This window comes from Actinomadura sp. RB99 (assembly GCF_014706005.1).
Lineage (GTDB): Bacteria > Actinomycetota > Actinomycetes > Streptosporangiales > Streptosporangiaceae > Spirillospora.
Genome location: NZ_JABMCA010000078.1, coordinates 24,574 through 44,474, shown reverse-complemented (window position 1 = coordinate 44,474; position 19,901 = coordinate 24,574). Strand labels below are relative to the sequence as shown.

19 protein-coding genes and 1 pseudogene are annotated in these 19,901 nt (G+C 73.0%); 10 read left to right on the top strand and 10 right to left on the bottom strand.

Annotated elements, in window-relative coordinates:
* Nucleotides 1–106: 106 nt before the first annotated feature.
* Nucleotides 107–586, bottom strand: a complete 480-nt coding sequence (locus amrb99_RS41405) for a hypothetical protein (RefSeq protein WP_190866908.1) — start codon at nt 584–586, stop codon at nt 107–109.
* A gap of 311 nt (nt 587–897) precedes the next feature.
* Here amrb99_RS41405 and amrb99_RS41400 point away from each other — a divergent pair, with 311 nt between their 5' ends.
* On the top strand, nt 898–1,665 hold the full coding sequence (locus amrb99_RS41400; protein WP_190866906.1) for a creatininase family protein: 768 nt from the start codon (nt 898–900) through the stop codon (nt 1,663–1,665).
* On the opposite strand, the pseudogene amrb99_RS41395 reads toward amrb99_RS41400, so the two are convergent.
* The 9 genes and pseudogenes from amrb99_RS41395 to amrb99_RS41360 form a co-directional block, all read right to left on the bottom strand.
* Nucleotides 1,657–2,340, bottom strand: a pseudogene (locus amrb99_RS41395) (lysylphosphatidylglycerol synthase transmembrane domain-containing protein); the annotation flags it as partial. The gene amrb99_RS41400 and the pseudogene amrb99_RS41395 sit on opposite strands and share 9 nt — an antisense overlap.
* Before the next feature lie 80 nt (nt 2,341–2,420).
* The gene (locus tag amrb99_RS50310) at nt 2,421–3,218 is read right to left on the bottom strand and encodes a methyltransferase domain-containing protein (protein ID WP_347257081.1); all 798 of its coding nucleotides are present in this window, start codon (nt 3,216–3,218) and stop codon (nt 2,421–2,423) included.
* Nucleotides 3,215–4,402 carry a glycosyltransferase gene (locus amrb99_RS41390; protein WP_190866904.1) on the bottom strand — a complete coding sequence of 396 codons (1,188 nt, stop codon included), beginning with the start codon at nt 4,400–4,402 and terminating at the stop codon, nt 3,215–3,217. The genes amrb99_RS50310 and amrb99_RS41390 overlap by 4 nt, the downstream gene beginning before the upstream one ends.
* Nucleotides 4,399–4,797, bottom strand: coding sequence for a 6-carboxytetrahydropterin synthase (locus amrb99_RS41385; protein ID WP_190866901.1), 399 nt, complete (start codon nt 4,795–4,797; stop codon nt 4,399–4,401). The genes amrb99_RS41390 and amrb99_RS41385 overlap by 4 nt, the downstream gene beginning before the upstream one ends.
* 29 nt (nt 4,798–4,826) lie before the next feature.
* Complete coding sequence (locus tag amrb99_RS41380; protein WP_190866900.1) at nt 4,827–5,807, bottom strand: zinc-binding alcohol dehydrogenase; 981 nt, start codon at nt 5,805–5,807, stop codon at nt 4,827–4,829.
* Complete coding sequence (locus tag amrb99_RS41375; protein WP_241756428.1) at nt 5,764–6,540, bottom strand: CDP-alcohol phosphatidyltransferase family protein; 777 nt, start codon at nt 6,538–6,540, stop codon at nt 5,764–5,766. Before amrb99_RS41375 ends, amrb99_RS41380 begins: the two co-directional genes overlap by 44 nt.
* A gap of 8 nt (nt 6,541–6,548) precedes the next feature.
* Complete coding sequence (gene ribA, locus amrb99_RS41370) at nt 6,549–7,214, bottom strand: GTP cyclohydrolase II (RefSeq protein WP_190866897.1); 666 nt, start codon at nt 7,212–7,214, stop codon at nt 6,549–6,551.
* Between the two features lie 167 nt (nt 7,215–7,381).
* On the bottom strand, nt 7,382–8,128 hold the full coding sequence (locus amrb99_RS41365; RefSeq protein ID WP_347257080.1) for a nucleotidyltransferase domain-containing protein: 747 nt from the start codon (nt 8,126–8,128) through the stop codon (nt 7,382–7,384).
* Complete coding sequence (locus amrb99_RS41360; protein WP_347257079.1) at nt 8,125–8,814, bottom strand: nucleotidyltransferase domain-containing protein; 690 nt, start codon at nt 8,812–8,814, stop codon at nt 8,125–8,127. The genes amrb99_RS41365 and amrb99_RS41360 overlap by 4 nt, the downstream gene beginning before the upstream one ends.
* A gap of 199 nt (nt 8,815–9,013) precedes the next feature.
* Between amrb99_RS41360 and amrb99_RS41355 the strand changes: the two genes are divergently transcribed.
* The 9 genes from amrb99_RS41355 to amrb99_RS41315 all read left to right on the top strand — a co-directional run bounded on the left by amrb99_RS41355 (nt 9,014) and on the right by amrb99_RS41315 (nt 19,831).
* A complete protein-coding gene (locus tag amrb99_RS41355; RefSeq protein ID WP_190866895.1) occupies nt 9,014–10,363 on the top strand; it encodes an ABC transporter substrate-binding protein in 1,350 nt (449 codons plus the stop codon).
* Nucleotides 10,364–10,368: 5 nt separating this feature from the next.
* Nucleotides 10,369–11,394 (top strand): sugar ABC transporter permease, encoded by a 1,026-nt coding sequence (locus amrb99_RS41350; protein WP_190866893.1) that lies wholly within the window; start codon nt 10,369–10,371, stop codon nt 11,392–11,394.
* The gene (locus amrb99_RS41345; protein WP_190866891.1) at nt 11,391–12,221 is read left to right on the top strand and encodes a carbohydrate ABC transporter permease; all 831 of its coding nucleotides are present in this window, start codon (nt 11,391–11,393) and stop codon (nt 12,219–12,221) included. The genes amrb99_RS41350 and amrb99_RS41345 overlap by 4 nt, the downstream gene beginning before the upstream one ends.
* 45 nt (nt 12,222–12,266) lie before the next feature.
* Nucleotides 12,267–13,904: a glycoside hydrolase family 13 protein gene (locus tag amrb99_RS41340; protein ID WP_190866889.1), complete on the top strand. Its 1,638-nt coding sequence runs from the start codon at nt 12,267–12,269 to the stop codon at nt 13,902–13,904.
* Between the two features lie 10 nt (nt 13,905–13,914).
* Nucleotides 13,915–14,961: a LacI family DNA-binding transcriptional regulator gene (locus amrb99_RS41335; protein WP_190866887.1), complete on the top strand. Its 1,047-nt coding sequence runs from the start codon at nt 13,915–13,917 to the stop codon at nt 14,959–14,961.
* 155 nt (nt 14,962–15,116) lie between these two features.
* Nucleotides 15,117–16,406 carry an extracellular solute-binding protein gene (locus amrb99_RS41330; protein WP_241756427.1) on the top strand — a complete coding sequence of 430 codons (1,290 nt, stop codon included), beginning with the start codon at nt 15,117–15,119 and terminating at the stop codon, nt 16,404–16,406.
* A 106-nt stretch (nt 16,407–16,512) separates the two neighbouring features.
* Complete coding sequence (locus tag amrb99_RS41325) at nt 16,513–17,499, top strand: sugar ABC transporter permease (protein ID WP_190866883.1); 987 nt, start codon at nt 16,513–16,515, stop codon at nt 17,497–17,499.
* On the top strand, nt 17,496–18,392 hold the full coding sequence (locus amrb99_RS41320; protein WP_347257078.1) for a carbohydrate ABC transporter permease: 897 nt from the start codon (nt 17,496–17,498) through the stop codon (nt 18,390–18,392). Before amrb99_RS41325 ends, amrb99_RS41320 begins: the two co-directional genes overlap by 4 nt.
* Before the next feature lie 5 nt (nt 18,393–18,397).
* A complete protein-coding gene (locus amrb99_RS41315; RefSeq protein WP_190866914.1) occupies nt 18,398–19,831 on the top strand; it encodes a GH1 family beta-glucosidase in 1,434 nt (477 codons plus the stop codon).
* The last annotated feature ends 70 nt before the right edge of the window (nt 19,832–19,901 follow it).

Genomic DNA, 19,901 nt, shown 5'->3' with positions numbered 1-19,901 from the left:
TACTGGCCCTGGCCCGCCGACGAGTGAACGTTCTGTGGGCACTTCTGCGTGACGGACGGTGCTATCAGCTCACACCACCGGTCACCGCTGCGGCTTGACAACAGCATTAGGAAGCGTCCTGCGCCCGGCGGCGCCGCACCGCGATCGCGATGCCCGCGCCGAGCGCGACGGCGCCGACGCCGGCGCCGGCCAGCATCGGGTTCGTCGCGACCGAGGTGCCGCCGGCACCGGCGGACGCGCCGCCGCTGGGAGTGATCAGCTTCAGGAACTTCTTGAAGACAAAGCCGTGCCGCTGGCTCACCGGCACGCCCCCGTGCACCTCGACCCAGCCGCCGTGGCTCGCCGTGCAGTCCGCGTCGATGTGCAGGCCGAACTTCAGCGGCGGCGGGATGAGCTTGCCGGCCGGGGTCTCGTGGACGTTCAGGCCGTCCCGCGCGATGACCTCGTACCGGCAGATGTCGCCGGCGCCGACGACCGGACCGCCGTGCGGCGCGGTGGCCGCCATGGCGGCGCCGCCGCCCAGCAGGGTCAGGCCGCCCGCCGCTCCGGCCACCGCGAGCCTCATGCCGGTTCGCGCGCTTGTCATCATACTTCTCCCCGAACTAGTGATCGTGTTGTTTGCCGGAGGTGTCCGACATCGTTTCGTTGATCACACTTCCCGGGGAGAATTCGACTGATGTCGCGCTGATCGCAAACATTGGGGACAGCGTCGGACGTAGATCATGAAGTCCGGTTCGAACGATCCCCAAGCGGAGACATTCCGCCCCCGTCAGAAGCCCAGATAATGGACATGCTGATCATGTAAGACAAAGAGGAAAAGCATTGCGAGTCGCGGCGTTCGGGTCATCCGGCGCGGCGTACCGTCCGGCGCGGGGGCGGCGTGGCAGGGTGGGGCGCATGGTGCCGATGCACACGAGCACGGAGGAACGGGACGCCCGCGTGGCGCTGCTGCCCGTCGGGAGCTTCGAGCAGCACGGGCCGTTCCTGCCGCTGGCCACGGACACGGTGATCGCCTGCACCGTCGCCGAGGAGATCGCCGAACGGTATCCCGTGCGGGTGCTGCCGCCCGTGACGATCTCCTGCTCGCACGAGCACGCGGGCTGGCCGGGGACGGTCAGCATCTCGGCGGCGACCCTGTACGCGGTGGTGCGGGACGTCGCGGAGTCGCTGCGCGGGGCGGGCGTGCCGAAGCTGGTGCTGGTCAGCGGGCACGGCGGCAACTACGTGCTCGGGAACGCCGTCCAGGAGTCGGCCGGCGCCATGGCGCTGTTCCCCGGAATGGACGAATGGGAGGACGCGCGCGCGGCCGCCGGAATGGCGACGTCCGGCATCTCCGACATGCACGCCGGTGAGCTGGAGACGTCGATCCTGCTGCACGCGCACCCGGAACTGGTGCGGCCCGGGTACGAGGGCTCCGACCACCTGGCCGACGACCGGCGGCACCTGCTGACGGCCGGAATGGCGCCCTACACCGCGTCGGGCGTCATCGGGCGGCCGTCACTGGCCTCGGCCGGCAAGGGCCGGGACGCGCTGGCCAGCCTCGTCGGGGCGTTCGGGAGGTGCCTCGCGGTGCTGGACCAGCAGGGCCAGGCCGCCCGGCAGGGCGGACACGAAGGTCAGCACGCCGTAGACGACGGAGATGGTGAGGCCCTCGGCGGAGCCTAGGCCGGCGGCGCCGAACGCCAGCGCGGTCACGGCCTCGCGCGGCCCCCAGCCGCCGACGTTGATCGGCAGCCCCATGACCAGCAGCGCCAGCAGCATCAGCGGCAGCAGTTCGGTGAGGGGCGCGTGGGAGCCGGCGGCGCGCGCGGCGACGACGAACAGGGCGAGATGCCCGGCGAGCGCCGCGACCGACAGCCCGGCGATGCCGGGCCAGGCCGCGAGGACGCCGCGGGCCTCCGAGAGCGCGGCGGCGACCGCGCGGTGCCGCCACCGGGCCAGCGCGAGCAGGACGCTCAGCACCAGCGCCGCCGGGATCAGCGCGGGCGCCAGCGACGCCAGCAGGGACGGCCGGGCCGGCAGGACGGCCAGGCACGCGAGCACGAGGACGATCTGCCCCGCCGCGCGCTCCAGCACGACCGCGCGGACGCCGCGCCCCACGTCCCCGGACCGGTGGCCGTGGCTGACGGCGCGGTGCACGTCGCCGAGGACCCCGGCGGGCAGCACCGCGTTGAGGAACAGCGCCCGGTAGTAGGCGACGACGGCGCCGGACAGCGGCAGCGGCAGGCCGAGGCGCCGGGCGATCAGCCGCCAGCGGGCCGCGGCGCACACGGTGCTGAGCAGGCCCACGGCCAGCGCGGCAGCGACGGACGGCCCGTCGACCGCCTTCAGCGCGGCCACGAACGCCGACGTGCTGTGCCACCACAGCAGGCCGGCGAGGATCGCCAGCGCGGCCGCGACGCGCAGCCAGGGACGGAGTTTCACGGTGTTCCCCCGGGGAGTGCGAGCAGGTCGGTGTGGTGGACCTCGGCGGTGAGGCGGCCGGCGTCGCACTCGGCGAGCCGGCGGCGCAGGTACTCGGCGGCGGGTTCGGCGAGGTCGGGGCGCTGCTCGACGGCGGCGCCGACCCAGCCGCGCAGCCATTCGGCGGTGAGCTCGGCCCGGTCCGGGCCGAGCCGCCACGGGCTGGGACGGGTCTGGACGTGCGCGCCGCGGCGGCGGAACGCGGTCGCGGCGGCGGCGGGCGCGTCGGGGCCGAGCAGCCCGTCGCGCCGCTGGTGGGCGTCGAACGCGGCGCCGATCTCGGCGTCGAGCGGGTCGTGCGGGAGGATCCGGACGCGTCCGGCGACCGTGAGGGTCAGCAGCGCGGGGCACGACGCGGCGGCGGCGATCCCGTCGACCTCCTCGGCGGTGAGGACGTCCAGCAGCGCGGACGCGGTGACCAGCGACGCGCCGACGAGGTCGGCGGCGCGCAGCCCGGCGAGGTCGCCCTCGCGGGTCTCGAGGGTGGCGGGCGTGCCGTCGGCGGTGCGGTAGGCGTTGGCGCGGGCCTCCTCCAGCAGCGCGGGGTCGTCGTCGTACAGGACCCAGTGCTGGGGGCCGGGCAGGCGCGGGGCGAGCCAGCGCCCGAGCGCGCCGGTGCCGCAGCCGAGGTCCCAGATGACCAGCGGCCCGCCGGCCGGCAGGCGGGCGCGCAGCGGAGCGAGCAGCTCGCCGGCGCGGGCGGCGGCGTCGGCGTCCTCGCGCAGCGCCAGCCAGGTCGGGGCGAACCCGGTCACGGTGCCTCCTCGGTGAGGCCGTCCAGGACGGCGGCCATGCGGCGGGACGTGTCGTCCCAGCCGGACAGGGTGTCGCGGCGCCGCCGCGCGGCGTCCCGCAGCCGGTCGCGCAGGCCGGGGTCCAGCAGCCAGCGGCGCAGGGCCGCGGCGAGCGCGGCGGGGTCGTCCGGCGGGACGAGCAGGCCGGGGACGGTGCCGCCGGGCGCGTGCCCGAGGGTGCCGGGGACGCCGTCGACGTCGCCGGCCAGGACGGGGGTGCCGCGCGCGAGCGCCTCGGTGACGACCATGCCGTAGGTCTCCGAGCGGGTCGGCAGGACGGCGAGGTCGGCGGCGTCCTGGACGGCGGCGAGCCGGGGTCCGGTGAGGGGCCCGGCGAGGTGGACGCGGTCGCCGAGCGAGTGCCGGGCGATCAGGTCGCGCACCCGCCCGGCGTGGGCGGGGTCGCGGTCGAGGGGCCCGGCGCAGACGCAGCTCCACGGCAGGTCGGCGGCCCGGGCGAGGGCCTCCACGAGGACGTCGTGGCCCTTGCGCGGGGTGACCGACGCGACGCACACCAGCCGCGACGCCCCGTCGGTGCCGGCGGCGAGCGGCGCCGGATCGACGCCGGGCGGGACGGCGTGCACCCGGGCCGGGTCGAGGTCATGGTGCCTGATCAGGCGTTTCATCGCCCACGGGCTGGTCGCGACGACCGCGGCGGCGGAGTGCAGCGTGGCGCGTTCGAGGGCGTCGAGACGGTCGTCGCCCTCGTCGACGAGGGGCATGTGGACGAGGACGGCGAGCCGCAGCCGGGACGCGTGCGGGACGACGACGTCCGGCACCCCGCACGCGACCAGGCCGTCCATCAGGACGGCGGTCCCGTCGGGCAGGGCGGCGAGGGACCGGCCGAGCCCCTCGCGGGCCGCCGCGTCGGGCCGCGGCCAGGCGCCGGGCGCGGCGATCTCCCGGACGGGCCGCCCCGCGGCGGCGAGCGCCCGGCAGAGCCGCCGGTCGTAGACGTTGCCGCCGCTCGGGACGTCCGGGTCGTCGATGCCGCCGGGAACGACGAACGCGGCGCCGCCGGGGGCGGGGAACGCAGCGCCGCCGGGGGCGGGGAACGCAGCGCCGCCGGGGGCGGGGAACGCAGCGCCGCCGGGGGCGGGGAACGCAGCGCCGCCGGGGGCGGGGAACGCGGTGCCGCCGGTCACAGCTCGCGCTCGTAACTCGCCCAGGCGACGTGCGACTCCCGCAGCGTCACCGCGATCCCGGACAGCCCGCGCGCGCTCTCCCCCATCGTCCCGGCGTGGATCCGGGCGGCCAGCCGGTCGGCGACGACCTTCGCGAGGTACTCCGTCGTCGTGTTGACCCCGGCGAACTCGGGTTCGTCGTCCAGGTTGCGGTAGTTCAGCTCCCGCAGGACCTCGCCGAGCTCGCGGGTGGCGAGCCCGATGTCGACCACGATGTTGTCGGCGTCGAGTTCCGCGCGGCGGAACGTCGCGTCCACGACGAAGGTGGCGCCGTGCAGCCCCTGCGCCGGGCCGAAGACCTCGCCGCGGAAGCTGTGCGCGACCATGAAATGGTCGCGGACGGTGATGCCGAACACGTGCCCTCCCTGTTGCGTTCCTGTGCGTGCTAGGCCGCCGGGTAGTCGATCCGGTGGCAGAGCGCGGGCGGCTCCCCGCGCGCCAAGCGGGCCATGGCCTGGGGAAGCTCGTCGAAGGGGCTGTTCCCCGTGATCAGTGCGTCGAAAGCCGGGGCGGCCAGCAGCCGCAGCGCCAGCGCGAGCCGGTCGCCGAACGACCGGCGGGACCGCCGGGCCGGCGCGACCATGCCGACCTGGCTGGCGCGGACGGCGAGCCGGCGCGAGTGGAAGAACTCGCCGAGCGGCAGGCTCACCTTCCGGTCGCCGTACCAGCTCAGCTCGATCACCTCGCCCTCCGGCGCGAGCAGCTCCAGCGAGCGGACCAGCCCGGCCTCGGTCGCGCTGGCGTGGAACACCAGGTCGCGGCCGCCGTCGGCGTCGCCGGGCAGTGCGAACCGGACGCCGAGCGCGCGCGCCGTCTCCGCCCGCGCCGGGTCGACGTCGACGAGCTGGACGTCGCATCCGGGCAGCCCGGCGAGGACGCCCGCCACCGAGCACCCGACCATGCCCGCGCCGACGACCGCGATCCGGTCGCCGACCAGCGGCGCCGCGTCCCACAGCGCGTTCACGGCGGTCTCCACGGTCCCGGCGAGGACGGCCCGCTCGGGCGGGACGCCGTCCGGCACCGGGACGACCGCGCCCTCCGGGACCACGTAGCGGGTCTGGTGCGGGTAGAGGCAGAACACGTGCCGCCCGGCCAGCTCCGGCGGTCCGTGCTCGACGACCCCGACGTTGAGGTACCCGTACTTGACCGGCCCGGGGAACGCGCCGTCCTGGAACGGCGCCCGCATCACCGCGTACTGGTTCTCCGGGACGCCGCCGCGGAAGACGAGCGTCTCGGTCCCCCGGCTGACGCCGGAGAACACCGTCCGGACGACGACCTCGCCGGGCCCCGGCTCCGGCAGCTCCACCGGGCGGATCTCCCCCTCACCGGGCGACCGGATCCAGAACGCGCGCGCGTCGGGCTCCATGCACTTCCCTCCCCCGCCGGGTCCTGCGATGCCGTGCGGCCAGCGCCAGCACGTCCCGTCCGAACGACCAGGCCAGCAGCGCCAGCGCCGCGGCCACGAACGCCGCCGCGTACGGGACGGCCCCGGACGCCGCGGCCGTCAGCACGACGCCCTGCACCACCGCGACCGCCTTGCGCGCGAAGCTCGGCGGCAGCGGCGCCCGCAGCCACGGCGCCGCCCACGACGCCGCGGCGAACGCGTACCGCATCGCCCCGATCGCCAGCACCCACACCCCGACCACCGTCGCGACCTGCACCGACAGGACCAGGATCAGCAGCGCGTCGGTCTCCATGTCGAAGCGCGCGCCGAGGTCGGAGGACGTCCCGGTGCGGCGCGCGACCCGTCCGTCCACCCCGTCCAGCACGAGCGCGACGGCCGCGAGCGCGACCAGCGCCCCGACCGGCCCGCCGTGGACGAGCCGCGCCGTGACGAGCGCCGCGACGCATCCGACGAGCACGAGCCGCGCCAGCGTGACGTGGTCGGCGGGGCGCAGCGCGCGCCGTCCCCGGAACGCGAACTCCAGGACGCCCCACGCGGCGAGGGCGCAGGCGACGCCGGCGGCGAGCCCCGCCAGGCCCGGCCGCAGCCACGCCACGGCCGCCACCTGGACGCACGCGGCGCCGGCGAGCTCCCACGCCCGCCACACCATGGGCCGGCGCCGCCCCGGCCGCGGCACGGGGCGTGACACCGTCATCGGCCTGGTCATCGGCGCGCCTCACCGGCGTCCACCGGGGCCGCCTGCGCGGGCAGCACGCCGTCCAGCTGCGGCAGGTCGTGGCCGAGGCGGTCGCGCTTGGCGGTCAGGTAGCGGAGGTTGTCGGCGCTGACCGGGACGAGGAGGGGGACCCGGGCGGCGACGTCGATGCCGTAGGACCGCAGGGCGCTGACCTTCACCGGGTTGTTCGACAGCAGCCGCACCGACCCGACGCCGAGGTACCGCAGCACCCGGGCGGCGGGCCCGTAGTCGCGGGTGTCGACCGGCAGGCCGATCGCGGTCGCGGAGTCGACGGTGTCGAGCCCCTGGTCCTGCAGCACGTGCGTGCGGACCTTCGCCACCAGCCCGATCCCCCGGCCCTCGTGGCCGCGCAGGTAGACCAGGACGCCGGCGCCCTCCCGGACGAGGGCGTCCATCGCCGCGTCCAACTGGTCGCCGCACTCGCACCGGGTGGCGCCGAAGATGTCGCCGGTCATGCACTCGGAGTGCATCCGGACGAGGACGCGCGCGCGGCCGGCGACGTCGCCCCGGACGAGCGCCATGTGCTCGTTGCCGTCGACCGGGTCCCGGAACGCCACGGCGCGGAACGTCCCGCGCCGCGTTCTCAGGTCCGCCTCCGCGATGTCCTCGCTGTCGATGCCCTGGTCGTGCATCTGCCCCTCCTCGGCTCGTGATCACCGTGCCCCGCAGCGATCGGTACGCAGCGGCCGCGGCCCGTGGTCGCGTCCCCGGCAATGAATCTACCCGTGAATCATTCAGACTCTGAACGAATCCGTCGGGCGGTCACACCGACTGGCACGGAGGGGAGGTACCCGAGGGTTCAGCCGATTCGCGCGCGGACCACGAGGTCGTGCAGGGCACGGCGCGCCGGCGGCTGCTCGGGGAGCGCGCTGCGGCCGCGCTCGTCCTCCAGCCGGGCCGTGAGCGCGGCGACGTCCGCCTCCAGGACCTCCCGCGACGGGGCGTCCGCCGGCAGCGCGCCGTGCTCGGCGGCGCGCTTGGCCTCGACGAGTTCCGGCAGGTAGGCGGGGCCGTATCCGGTCAGGCGGGTCAGGTCCGCCTGGAGCTCCGCCTCCCGCATCAGGTGGACGCCGGTGAGCAGCACCCGGAACGTGTAGAGCAGCGGCTTCAGCTCGCCGGTCCGCTCGAACAGCTTCCACTGCGAGCGCGCGAAACCGAGATAGTGGTGCGCGTGGTTCGACGTGAACAGGCCGGGCGCCAGCGCGACCAGCTCCTCGTGCAGCGGCGACGTCGCGACGACCAGCGGCGACAGCACCTGCTCCAGCACGTACCCGTTGCGCCGCAGCAGCAGCGCGCAGAACTTCGCGAGGTCGTGGGTGACCACGTCGGCCTCCACGCCCGCCTGGTCCCACATGAGCGTCACGGTCTCCTCGCCGGTCTCCAGCCCGACGATCTCCTCCAGCGGCAGCAGGTGGACGCCCCGCAGGTCGACATCGGAGTCCTGCGACGGGAAGCCGTACAGGTGGGCGCCGCTGACGGTGACGAACGCCCGCGGGTACGGGTGGTCGGCGGCCAGCGCGTCGAGCATGCCTTCGGGAAGGTTCACCAGTCGACACTCCTGCGGCGGACGGAGACGAGGAGGGTCTCCACGCGGTCGCGGTCGGGTTCGGGGGGCAGCGGGCTGCGGTCGAGGGCGCCGTCGAGGCCGGCGGTGAGCGAGGCGCGCCACCGCTCGATCTCGTCCCAGCCGGTCTCGCCGCGCCGGACGGCCAGCAGCCGGTCGCGCAGGGCGCCGACGTCCACCAGCGGCTCGCCCGTCCGGACCAGGTGCTCGCCGCTCAGCAGCAGGCGCAGCAGGTGCATGACGTGCTTCCACTTGGGCTCGCCGCGGTTGCGCAAGTCGCCTTGCAGCTTGCGGAACTGGGCGTCGGCGTAGCGGAGGAAGGTGCGGTGCGCGTGCCGGGACAGGAACGCCTCCCGGACGGCCAGCAGCTCCTCCCCGACGGGCGTGACCGTCTCGACGATCGGCGACCAGAGACACTCCAGGACGGTCGGGTTGGCGGCCAGCGCCAGCTCGCAGAACCGTTCCAGCTCCCACGAGAACTGCTCGGGCAGCGGGCCGTCCAGATGGGTCGGCGGCTTGGTGAAACGCCAGAACAGCGGCGCGGGCGCGACGAACACGCCGCGCCGGTCGGTGTCGCTGTCCCCGGTCGCGAGGCCGTACGCGCGCGAGCCGGTGACGACCGACAGCACGGTGTGGTCGCGGACGAGCCGGAGGTCTTCGGAGGTCACGACGGAAGCCTGGCGCAGGCGCCCGCCCGGACGCCACCGGGTTTGCCGGCGCGCTGTAAGGCGTTACGGCTCCGCAACGGGCTTGCAGAAACTTTCTGCAAGCTATTTACGCGACTGCAAGCCGTTGCTAACGTCCCCGTCCAGCCACCCCAATCCCGGACCTGCGGGACGACGTCCGCGTCCCGCAAAGGAGGACCCCATGCGGCGCATCCCCCCGATCGGCGCCCCGAGTTCCACCGGCCCCCTCGTCACCGGCCCCTTCATCACCGGCACCGTCGTCTGCGCCGCCCTCGCGCTCTCGCTCTCCGCCTGCGGCGGGGACGACGGGGGCGGCTCGAAGGGCGGCGCGGGCACCGCGAGCCTCACCGGCCGCGGCCCCATCACCTTCGTCACCGGCAAGGACCGCTCCGGCTACCTGCAGAAGCAGCTGGACGGCTGGAACGCCGACCACCCGCAGGAGAAGGTCCGGGTCATCGAGCTGCCGGACGAGCCGAACGACCAGCGCCAGCAGATGATCCAGAACGCGACGACGAAGTCCGACGCGTACACGGTGCTGAACCTCGACGTGGTGTGGACCGCGGAGTTCGCCGCCAACCGCTGGCTGACACCGCTGCCCAAGGACCGGATCGACCTGGCGAAGATGCTGCCCGCGACCGTCACGACCGGGCAGTACCGCGGCAACCTGTACGCGGTGCCGTCCACCTCCGACGCCGGGATGCTGTACTACCGCAAGGACCTGCTCGCCAAGGCCGGGATCTCCGCGCCGCCGAAGACCTACGCCGAGATGTGGTCCGACTGCGACAAGGTCGAGAAGCTGCCTGAGGGCAAGGGCGTCGACTGCTTCTTCACCGAGGTCAACAAGACCGAGAGCGTCACCATCAGCGCGGTCGAGGCGATCGGCAGCGCCGGCGGGTCCATCGTCGGCGCGGACGGCAGGCCGACGCTGAACACGCCGCAGGCCAAACAGGGCCTGCAGTTCCTCGTCGACGCCAAGAAGGACGGGCGGATGCCGAAGGAAGCCGTCACGCTCGACACCGAGGGCGGCCGCCGCTACTTCCAGTCCGGCAAGCTGCTGTTCCAGCGGCAGTGGCCCTACCAGTACGCGCTCGCGAACTCCGGCGACGGGTCGTCGAAGGTGGCGGGCGAGTTCGCGGTGGCGCAGCTGCCCGGCCCGAACGGGCCGGGCGTCGCCAACCTCGGCGGCCACAACCTCGCGATCTCCGCGTTCGCCAAGAACAAGGCGACCGCGCTCGACTTCATCCGGTACCTGACCGGTGAGCAGTCGCAGCGCGCGAACCTCCTCGCCACCTCGCAGGCGCCGACGCTCGCCTCGCTCTACGACGACCCCGAGATGGTGAAGAAGTTCCCGTACCTGCCAGTGCTGAAGCAGGCCATCGCCAACGCCAGGCCGCGCCCCGTCGCGGTGAAGTACGGCGACGTCACCGCCGCGATCCAGGGCGACGTGTACGACGCGGTGACCGGCAGGAAGACCGTCGACCAAGCGCTGACCGACCTGCAGGGCAAGCTCGGTCCGCTGACCGCGCAGTGACCGGCATGACCACCACGTACGACGGCACGCCGCCCGCCGCGGACACCGCCGCGGCGGGCGGGGCGCGCCCCCGCAAGCGCGACGTGCAGGGCACGAGGCGGCTCGCGGCGCTGCTGCTGTCCCCGACGCTGCTCGTGCTCGCGCTGGTCATCGGCTACCCGGTACTCGCCGGGTTCCGCGAGTCGCTGTACACGCGAGGCGAGGGCCTCGACGCCAACGGGTTCGTCGTCCAGGGCGAGCGCTTCGTGGGCCTGGACAACTACACCGCGATCTTCCACGGCGACCGCGGCGACGCGTTCTGGAACGCCTTCGGCAACACGACGTTCTTCACCGTCACGACGGTCGTGCTGGAGACGGTGATCGGCGTCGTGATGGCGCTGATCATGCAGCAGGCGTTCCGCGGCCGGGCGTTCGTGCGGGCCGGCATCCTCGTCCCGTGGGCGATCCCGACCGCGATCTCCGGCCTGCTCTGGCGGTGGATCTTCCAGGCGGACGGCGCCGCGAACGCGGTGCTGCGGCACCAGGTCCTGTGGACCGCCGACGGGTTCCAGGCGAAGATCGCCGTCGTCGTCGCCGAGGTCTGGAAGACCTCCCCGTTCATCGGGCTGCTCGTGCTCGCCGGCCTGCAGATGATCCCCCGGGACGTCTACGAGGCGGCCCGGGTGGACGGCGCCGGGCCCGTCCAGCGGTTCTGGCGGATCACGCTGCCGCTGGTCAAGCCCGCGCTGCTGGTCGCGGTGCTGTTCCGGATGCTGGACGTGCTGCGGATGTTCGACCTGCCCGCCGTGCTGATCGGGGTGAACCAGAGGTCGGTGGAGACGCTGACGATGATCGCCTGGTTCGAGGCGTCCAACCTGCGGTACGGGTCCGCGGCGGCGTACGCGACGATCCTGTTCCTGTACATCGCGCTGATCGCGTACCTGTTCGTCAAGCTGCTCGGCGCCGACATCATCGGCGAGGCGCGGCAGCAGGCGAAGCGGCCGCGCAGGAACCGCTCGGTCAGGGGGAAGCGAAGGAAGGTGACCGCATGACGGGGTCGCTGCCGAAGCGGGTACTGTCCTACCTCGGGCTCGCCGTCGTGGCCGTGTACTGCCTCGCGCCGTTCTACTGGATGGCCGTGTCGGCGTTCCGGCGCCCGCAGGACCAGTTCGACAACTCCATCGTCCCCACGCGCTGGTCGTGGGAGAACTTCCACGCGGTGTTCTCCGGCGACAACGGCTTCGGCCGCGCGCTGCTGAACAGCCTCGTCGTCGCGGGCTGCACCACCGCGCTGACCCTGCTCATCGGCACGTTCACCGCGTACGCCCTCGCCCGGCTGGACTTCCGGTTCAAGAACGCGGTGCTGGGACTGATCGTCGCGACCACGATGTTCCCGGGAATCTCGCAGCTGGTGCCCTTGCTGAAGCTGTTCACGGACATCAAGTGGATCAACACGTACCAGGCGATGATCCTGCCCAGCCTGGGGTTCGCGCTGCCGCTGTCGGTCTGGCTGCTCACCGCGTTCTTCCGCCAGCTCCCGTACGAGCTGGAGCAGGCCGCGATGGTGGACGGCTGCACCCGCGGCCAGGCGTTCCGCAAGATCATCGTGCCGCTGGCGGCGCCCGGGGTGTTCACCACGGCGATCCTGACGTTCATCGCCGCGTGGAACGAGTTCCTGATCGCGCTGTCCATGGTCAACAAGAAGGAGATGCAGACCGCCACCGTGGCGATATCCAAGTTCACCGGCGTCTCGGGCTTCGACCAGCCGTTCGGCACCCAGATGGCGGCGGGGGTCATCGTGACCGTCCCGCTCATCGCCGTCGTGCTGGTCTTCCAGCGCCGGATCGTCGCCGGCCTCACCGCCGGCGGCGTCAAGTGACGGCCCGCACGTGACCCCGACCGGCTCCCTACCTGAAGGACCTTCATGACGCAGGACACCCTCGCCGTCCCCGCGACGGGCTCCCCCGCCGGGGACGCCGCCCGCTGGTGGCGCGACGCCGTCATCTACCAGGTGTACGTGCGCAGCTTCGCCGACTCGGACGGGGACGGCGTCGGCGACCTGCCGGGCGTCCGGTCCCGGCTGCCGTACCTGGCCTCCCTCGGCGTGGACGCGCTGTGGCTGACCCCGTTCTACGTCTCGCCGATGGCCGACTTCGGCTACGACGTCGCCGACTACCGCGACGTCGACCCGCTGTTCGGCACGCTCGCCGACGCCCGCGCCCTGATCGAGGACGCGCACGCGGCGGGCCTGCGGATCATCGTCGACGTGGTGCCGAACCACACCTCCGACCGGCACGCCTGGTTCCGGGCGGCGCTCGCCGCCGCGCCCGGCTCGCCGGAGCGCGCCCGCTACGTCTTCCGCGACGGCCGCGGGCCGGACGGCGCCGAGCCGCCCAACGACTGGGAGTCGGTGTTCGGCGGCCCCGCGTGGACGCGGGTGCCGGACGGGCAGTGGTACCTGCACCTGTTCGCCGCCGAGCAGCCCGACCTGGACTGGGAGAACCCCGAGGTCCGCGCCGAGTTCGCGGACATCCTGCGGTTCTGGCTCGACCTCGGCGTGGACGGGTTCCGGATCGACGTCGCGCACGGCATGGCGAAGGCGCCCGGCCTGCCCGACGTCGGGCACCCGAACCAGGTCGAGATGCTCGGTACCGACGTCCTGCCGTACTTCGACCAGGACGCCGTCCACGACATCCACCGCGAGTGGCGCCGCGTCCTGGACGGCTACGGCGGGCGGCGGATCGCGGTCGCGGAGGCGTGGGCGCCGACCCCGGAGCGGCTCGCGCTCTATACCCGCCCGGACGAGCTGCACCAGGCGTTCAACTTCCACTACCTGACCGCGCCGTGGGACGCGGCCGGGATGCGGGAGGTGGTCGACGAGTCGCTGCGCACCGCCGGGGCCGTCGGCGCGCCCGCGACCTGGGTGCTGTCGAACCACGACGTGAAGCGGCACGTGACCCGCTACGGCGGCGGCGACACGGGCCTGCGGCGGGCCCGCGCGGCGGCCCTGCTGACGCTCGCCCTGCCCGGCTCCGCGTACGTCTACCAGGGCGAGGAGCTGGGCCTTCCCGAGGTGCTCGACCTGCCGGAGGAGTTCCAGCAGGATCCGCAGCGGCTGCGCGGCGAGGGCCAGGGCCGGGACGGCTGCCGCGTCCCGCTGCCGTGGGAGGGCGAGGAGCCGCCGTTCGGCTTCGGCGCGGGCGCCTCGTCCTGGCTGCCGATCCCGACGTCGTGGCGCGACCTGACCGTGGCGGCGCAGAGCGAGGACCCCGGCTCGATGCTCGCGCTGTACCGGACGGCGCTGCGCCTGCGGCACGAGCATCCCGCGCTCGGCGACGGCCCGCTCCGCTGGCTGGACGGCCCCGAGGGCACGCTGTCGTTCGTCCGCGAGGACCCCGCGACCGGGCGCGCGTGCGCCTGCGTCGTGAACATGGGCGACCGTCCGGTCCGCGTCCCGGCCGGGGGCGTTCCGCTGCTCGCGAGCGGACCGGTCCATATCGAGGGCGACACGGTCGAGCTCCCGCCGGACACCGCGCTGTGGCAAAGCCGTGAAGAGGGATAATTTGAGACCTATGACGACACGCCTGGCGGACATCGCCGCGCACGCCGGGGTGAGCGAGGCGACCGTGAGCCGGGTCCTGAACGGCAAGCCGGGCGTGTCCCCGTCCACCCGCCAGGCGGTGCTGACCGCGCTGGACGTGCTCGGCTACGAGCGGCCGGCCCGGCTGCGCCAGCAGCGGGCCGGGCTGATCGGGCTGATCATCCCGGAGCTGACCAACCCGATCTTCCCGGCGTTCGCCGAGGTCATCGAGAGCGCGCTGGCCCGGCACGGGTACATGGCGGTGCTGTGCTCGCAGGCGCCGGGCGGCGTCGCCGAGGACGACTACATCGAGATGCTGCTGGAGCGCGGCGTCGCGGGGATCATCTTCGTCAACGGGCTGCACGCCAACGCGCGCTCGGACCGGGCCCGGTACGTGCGGCTGATCGAGCAGGCGCTGCCGGTCGTGCTCGTGAACGGGTACCGGCCCGACATCGACGCGCCGTTCATCTCCAATGACGACGTCGCGTCGCTGGAGGCGATCGTCGGGCATCTGGCCGCAATGGGCCACCGCCGGATCGGGCTGGCGATCGGGCAGGACGTGTACGTGCCGACGCGCCGCAAGACCGAGGGGTTCCGGCGGGCGATGGCCGCGCACACCGGGCTGCCGGCCGACGAGGTGGACTCGCTGGTCGTCAACACGATGTACACCGTCGAGGGCGGGCAGGCCGCGGCGGCCAAGCTGCTGGACGCCGGGTGCACGGCGATCTGCGGCGGCAACGACATCATGGCGCTCGGCGCGATCCGCGCGGCGCGGGCGCGCGGCCTGCGGGTGCCCGAGGACGTGTCGGTGACCGGCATGGACGACTCGCTGCTGACCGCCTACCTCGACCCGCCGCTGACCACGATCCGCCAAGCCGTGCGGGAGATGTCGATGGCGGCGGTCAGCACGGTGCTCGACGAGATCCGGGGCGCGCGGTCACCCCGCACCGAACTGCTGTTCCGCCCGGAACTGGTCGTGCGGCGGTCCACGGCGCCCGTCCCGGCCGGCCGGCGGCTGTCCACCGTACAGGAGGGCTGAGCCGGGCCCCGACCGGGGCCCGGCCGGTTCTGTCCTCGTTGTAACGGTTGTGTTGCGGCGGATTGACAGTGAGGCGGCTCACGGTCTTTCCTTCGTGGGAGCGCTCCCACGCAATGGAAGACACAACCTGAGAGGGGTCCGCCATGAGGGCCATCATGCGGCGCGGACTGGGTACGGCGATGGCGGTCCTGCTCGCCGGCGGTCTCGCGGCCGCCTGCGGCGGGGACGACAAGAAGGACTCGGACTCGGGGCCGGTGACGCTCACCGTCGACGTGTTCGGCGAGGTCGGCTACGACCAGCTGTACAAGCAGTACGAGCAGTCCCACCCCGGCGTCACCATCAAGCAGCGCAAGGTCTCCGACCTGGACACCTACAAGCCGCGCATCCAGCAGTGGATGGCCACGGGCAGCGGCGCCGGAGACGTGGTGATGCTGGAGGAGGGCATCCTCCCGCTCTACATGCAGCAGCGGGCGAAGTTCCTCAACCTGTTCGACTACGGCGGCAAGGCCCTCCAGGACAAGTTCCTCCCCTGGAAGTGGCAGATGGGCGTCAGCCCCGACGGCAAGCAGCTCGTCGGGCTCGGCACCGACGTGGGCCCGCTCGCCATGTGCTACCGCACCGACCTGTTCAAGAAGGCCGGCCTGCCCACCGACCGCGAGGAGGTCGGCAAGCTCTGGCCGACGTGGGACGCGTTCCTGCAGACCGGGCAGAAGTTCCAGCAGAAGGTGTCCGGCACCAAGTGGCTCGACGGCCCCACCGCCGTCTTCCGCGCCACCGTCCTGCAGAACGCCGGCGCCGGCCCCGGCTACAGCTTCTTCGACAAGGACGACAAGTTCGTCTTCGACACCAACCCGGCGGTGAAGCAGGCGTTCGACACCTCGCTGAAGTTCGAGGAGAGCAAGCTCACCTCCGACATGTCGATCTTCACGCCGCCGTGGCAGGCGGGCCTCAAGCGCGACACGTTCGCCACCGTGCCCTGCCCGTCCTGGATGCTCGGCGGCATCGAGCAGTTCTCCGGCCCGTCCGGCAAGGGCAAGTGGGACGTGGCGACCACGCCCGGCGGCTCCGGCTACTGGGGCGGCTCGTGGCTCGCGGTCCCCAAGCAGACCAAGCACCCGAAGCAGGCCGCCGCGCTCGCCGAGTTCCTGACCTCCCCGCAGGGGCAGACCGGCGCGTACGCCGCCGCCAACACCTTCCCGTCGTCGCCGCAGGCCGAGCAGGACCCGGCCGTCGCCGGCTCCAAGAACGCCTACTTCAACGACGCCCCCGCCGGCAAGATCTTCGGTGACCTGGTCGCCTCGGTGAAGCCGGTGCACCTCGGCCCGAAGAACGAGGACGTCCGGGCGGCCGTCGAGAACGTGCTGATCTCGGTCGGCCAGGGCAAGGTCAAGCCGGACGAGGCCTGGTCCAAGGCCGTCGAAGCGGCCAAGAAGGCCGCCAGGTAGCCGCCCCCCGCCGCGGCGGCGGCGCCGTGCCCCACCTCCCCGTACGGCGCCGCCGCCGTTCTCTTCCCCCGCCCAAGTCCCGTCCTCGGAAAGGAGGCGCAAGGCCATGGCCACCGAACTGCGCCCCAGCCGGAACGGCCCCCAGCATCCCCCGGCGAAGGCCCCTCCGGCGGCCCCCCGCTCCCTGCGGTCCCGGTTGACCCGGCTCGATGTGAAGGGCGCGCCGTACGCCTTCATCTCGCCGTTCTACATCATCTTCGCGATCTTCGGCGCGTTCCCGCTGGTCTACACGCTGTGGGTGTCGCTGCACGACTGGGAGCTCGCCTCGGGCACCCGCAAGTGGGTCGGCTTCGACAACTACAAGTACCTGTGGGGCGACCCCGACTTCTGGCACGCGACGGTCAACACGCTCGCCATCTTCGTGCTGTCGACGATCCCGCAGCTGCTGATCGCGCTGTTCATCGCCAACGCGCTCAACCGGCGGATGCGCGTGCCGACCCTCTTCCGCATCGGCATGGTCGCGCCGCTGGTCACCTCGACCGCCGCCGTCGCCATCGTGTTCACCCAGATGTTCGACCACGACTGGGGCATGATCAACTGGGCGCTCGGGCTGGTGGGCATCGACCCGATCGGCTGGTCCACCAGCCGCGGCTGGTCCTGGGTGGCGATCGCCACCATGGTCGACTGGCGCTGGACGGGCTACAACGCGCTCATCTACCTCGCCGCCATGCAGGCGATCCCGAAGGACCTGTACGAGGCCGCCTCGATCGACGGCGCGTCCCGGATCCGGCAGTTCTGGCAGATCACCGTGCCGATGCTGCGCCCCACGATCATCTTCACCACGATCATCGCGACCATCGGCGGGCTGCAGCTGTTCACCGAGCCGGTCCTGTTCAGCGTGGGGACGCCCAACAAGATGGACGGCGGCCCGCTGCACCAGTTCCAGACGCTGACGATGTACATGTACGACAACGCCTTCGGCCATGACCGGTACGGCTACGGCGCCACGATCGCGTGGGCCCTGTTCGTGATGATCATCCTCTTCTCGCTGATCAACTTCCTGTTCGTGCGGCGCACGGGAGGCACCAAGTGACCACGCTCCTGGCCGGTCCCGGCGACGCCCGGCACGCGCGCGGCGGCGGCCGTCCCCGCCGGCTCCACGGCCTGTGGAACGCCAGCCCGCTGACCTACCTCACGCTGATCGTCGCGCTCGCCCTGTCGGTCTTCCCGATCTACTGGATGATCGCGGTGGCGACCCGCACCAACGACGTGGTCTCCGACGTCCCGCCGCCGCTGCTGCCCGGCGGGCACGGCGGCACCAACGTGCACCGGCTGTTCGACAACCCCGACGCCTACTTCGCCAAGGGCCTGCTGAACTCCGCGATCGTCTCGGCATGCGTGACCGTCTCCACCGTGTTCTTCGCCTCGCTGGCCGGCTTCGCGTTCGCCAAGCTGCGCTTCCGCGGCAAGAACGCGCTGCTGGTGACGATCGTCGGGACGATGATGATCCCGGTGCAGATGGGCATCATCCCGCTCTACATGATCATGGTGAAGCTGGGCTGGCAGAACCATCTGGAGGCGGTGATCGTCCCGTTCCTCGTCACCGGGTTCGGCGTGTTCATGATGCGGCAGTACGCCGACCAGGCCGTCCCTGACGAGCTGATCGAGGCGGCCCGCGTGGACGGCTGCACGACGTTCGGCATCTACTGGCGGGTCGTGCTGCCCGCGCTGCGCCCCGCCGCGGGCGTCCTCGGCCTCTTCACGTTCATGCAGTCCTGGAACGACTTCATGTGGCCGCTGGCGACGCTCAGCCCCGAGAACCCCACGGTGCAGCTCTCGATCAACAACCTGGCGAACGCCCACTTCTCCGACTACACGCTCATGTTCGCCGGCACCACCGTGGCGGTCCTGCCGCTGCTCGTGGTGTTCATCCTGTTCGGCCGCCAGATCATCGGCGGAATCATGGAAGGTGCAGTGAAGGCGTGACCTCTCTGGAATCCAGCGCCGTTCAGGACGACGCCGGCGCCCGCGGCGCCGGCCCGCGGTTCCCCACCGGGTTCCGCTGGGGCGCCGCCACGGCCGCCTACCAGATCGAGGGGGCCGCGGCCGAGGACGGCCGCGGGCCGTCGATCTGGGACACCTTCGCGCGCACCCCCGGCAAGGTCCTCGGCGGCGACACAGGGGACGTCGCCGTGGACCACTACCACCGGTACCCCGAGGACGTCGCGCTGATGCGCGACCTCGGGCTGTCCTCCTACCGGTTCTCCATCTCCTGGCCCCGGGTTCAGCCGGCCGGGGCCGGGGCCGTCAACGAGCGGGGGCTCGACTTTTACCGGCGCCTCGTCGACGCGCTGCTGGAGGCGGGGATCGAGCCCTGGCCGACGCTCTACCACTGGGACCTGCCGCAGCCGCTGGAGGACGCGGGCGGCTGGCCCGAGCGGGACACCGCGCACCGGTTCGCCGACTACGCCGGGCTCGTGCACGAGGCCATCGGCGACCGGGTGCGGCACTGGACGACGGTGAACGAGCCGTGGTGCGCGGCGTTCCTCGGCTACGCGTCCGGGGACCACGCGCCCGGCCGGCTCGACCCGTCGGGGTCCCTGCTGGCCGCGCACCACCTGATGCTGGGCCACGGCCTGGCGGTGCAGGCGATGCGGGCCCGCCACCCCGGCAACCTGTTCGGCGCGGCCGTCAACCTGTACGCGGTCTCCCCCGCGACGGACGACCCCGCCGACGTGGACGCGGCGCGCCGCATCGACGGCATGCAGAACCGGTTGTTCCTCGACCCGCTGCTGCTCGGCCGCTACCCCGAGGACGTGCTGGCCGACACGGCCCGGCACGGTTTCGAGCCCGGCGCGGCGGACCTCGCCGTCATCAACCAGCCGATCGACCAGCTCGGCATCAACTACTACACGCGGCACACGGTCGCGGGGACGCCCGGGGAGGCGGCGCAGACGGCGTCGGGGCCGTTCGCCGTGCACTCGCCGTGGGTGGGCAGCGAGCACGTCCGGTTCGTCTCGGCGGGGCGGCCGACGACCGGGATGGGCTGGGAGATCGACGAGGGCGGGCTGCACGAGGTGCTGACCCGGGTGCACCGGGAGTACCCGGCCGTCCCGCTGTACATCACCGAGAACGGCGCGGGCTACGACGAGACGCCGGACGGCGATGGCACGGTCCACGACGCGGGGCGCATCGCCTACATCGACGCGCACCTGCGCGCGTGCCACGCCGCCATCGCCGACGGGGTACCGCTCGCGGGCTATTTCACATGGTCGCTGCTGGATAATTTCGAATGGGCTTGGGGCTACTCCAAGCGCTTCGGGCTGGTTCACGTGGACTATGCGACGCAGCGCCGGACGCCCAAGGACAGCGCGCGCTGGTACTCGGACGTGATCCGGCGGGGCGGCCTGCCCGGGGGCGGCTGACGGTCGCGGGGGCCGGCACCGCCCGCCCGGGCGGGCGGTGCCGCCGTCCGCCGGGCGGGCGCCCGGTGGC

Bases quoted from the DNA above. Each gene is read 5' to 3' on its own strand.
- amrb99_RS41405 (WP_190866908.1), bottom strand. From the start codon at position 586: ATGACAAGCGCGCGAACCGGCATGAGGCTCGCGGTGGCCGGAGCGGCG.
- amrb99_RS41400 (WP_190866906.1), top strand. From the start codon at position 898: ATGGTGCCGATGCACACGAGCACGGAGGAACGGGACGCCCGCGTGGCG.
- amrb99_RS41380 (WP_190866900.1), bottom strand. From the start codon at position 5,807: ATGGAGCCCGACGCGCGCGCGTTCTGGATCCGGTCGCCCGGTGAGGGG.
- amrb99_RS41375 (WP_241756428.1), bottom strand. From the start codon at position 6,540: ATGACGGTGTCACGCCCCGTGCCGCGGCCGGGGCGGCGCCGGCCCATG.
- ribA (WP_190866897.1), bottom strand. From the start codon at position 7,214: ATGCACGACCAGGGCATCGACAGCGAGGACATCGCGGAGGCGGACCTG.
- amrb99_RS41355 (WP_190866895.1), top strand. From the start codon at position 9,014: ATGCGGCGCATCCCCCCGATCGGCGCCCCGAGTTCCACCGGCCCCCTC.
- amrb99_RS41350 (WP_190866893.1), top strand. From the start codon at position 10,369: ATGACCACCACGTACGACGGCACGCCGCCCGCCGCGGACACCGCCGCG.
- amrb99_RS41345 (WP_190866891.1), top strand. From the start codon at position 11,391: ATGACGGGGTCGCTGCCGAAGCGGGTACTGTCCTACCTCGGGCTCGCC.
- amrb99_RS41340 (WP_190866889.1), top strand. From the start codon at position 12,267: ATGACGCAGGACACCCTCGCCGTCCCCGCGACGGGCTCCCCCGCCGGG.
- amrb99_RS41335 (WP_190866887.1), top strand. From the start codon at position 13,915: ATGACGACACGCCTGGCGGACATCGCCGCGCACGCCGGGGTGAGCGAG.
- amrb99_RS41330 (WP_241756427.1), top strand. From the start codon at position 15,117: ATGCGGCGCGGACTGGGTACGGCGATGGCGGTCCTGCTCGCCGGCGGT.
- amrb99_RS41325 (WP_190866883.1), top strand. From the start codon at position 16,513: ATGGCCACCGAACTGCGCCCCAGCCGGAACGGCCCCCAGCATCCCCCG.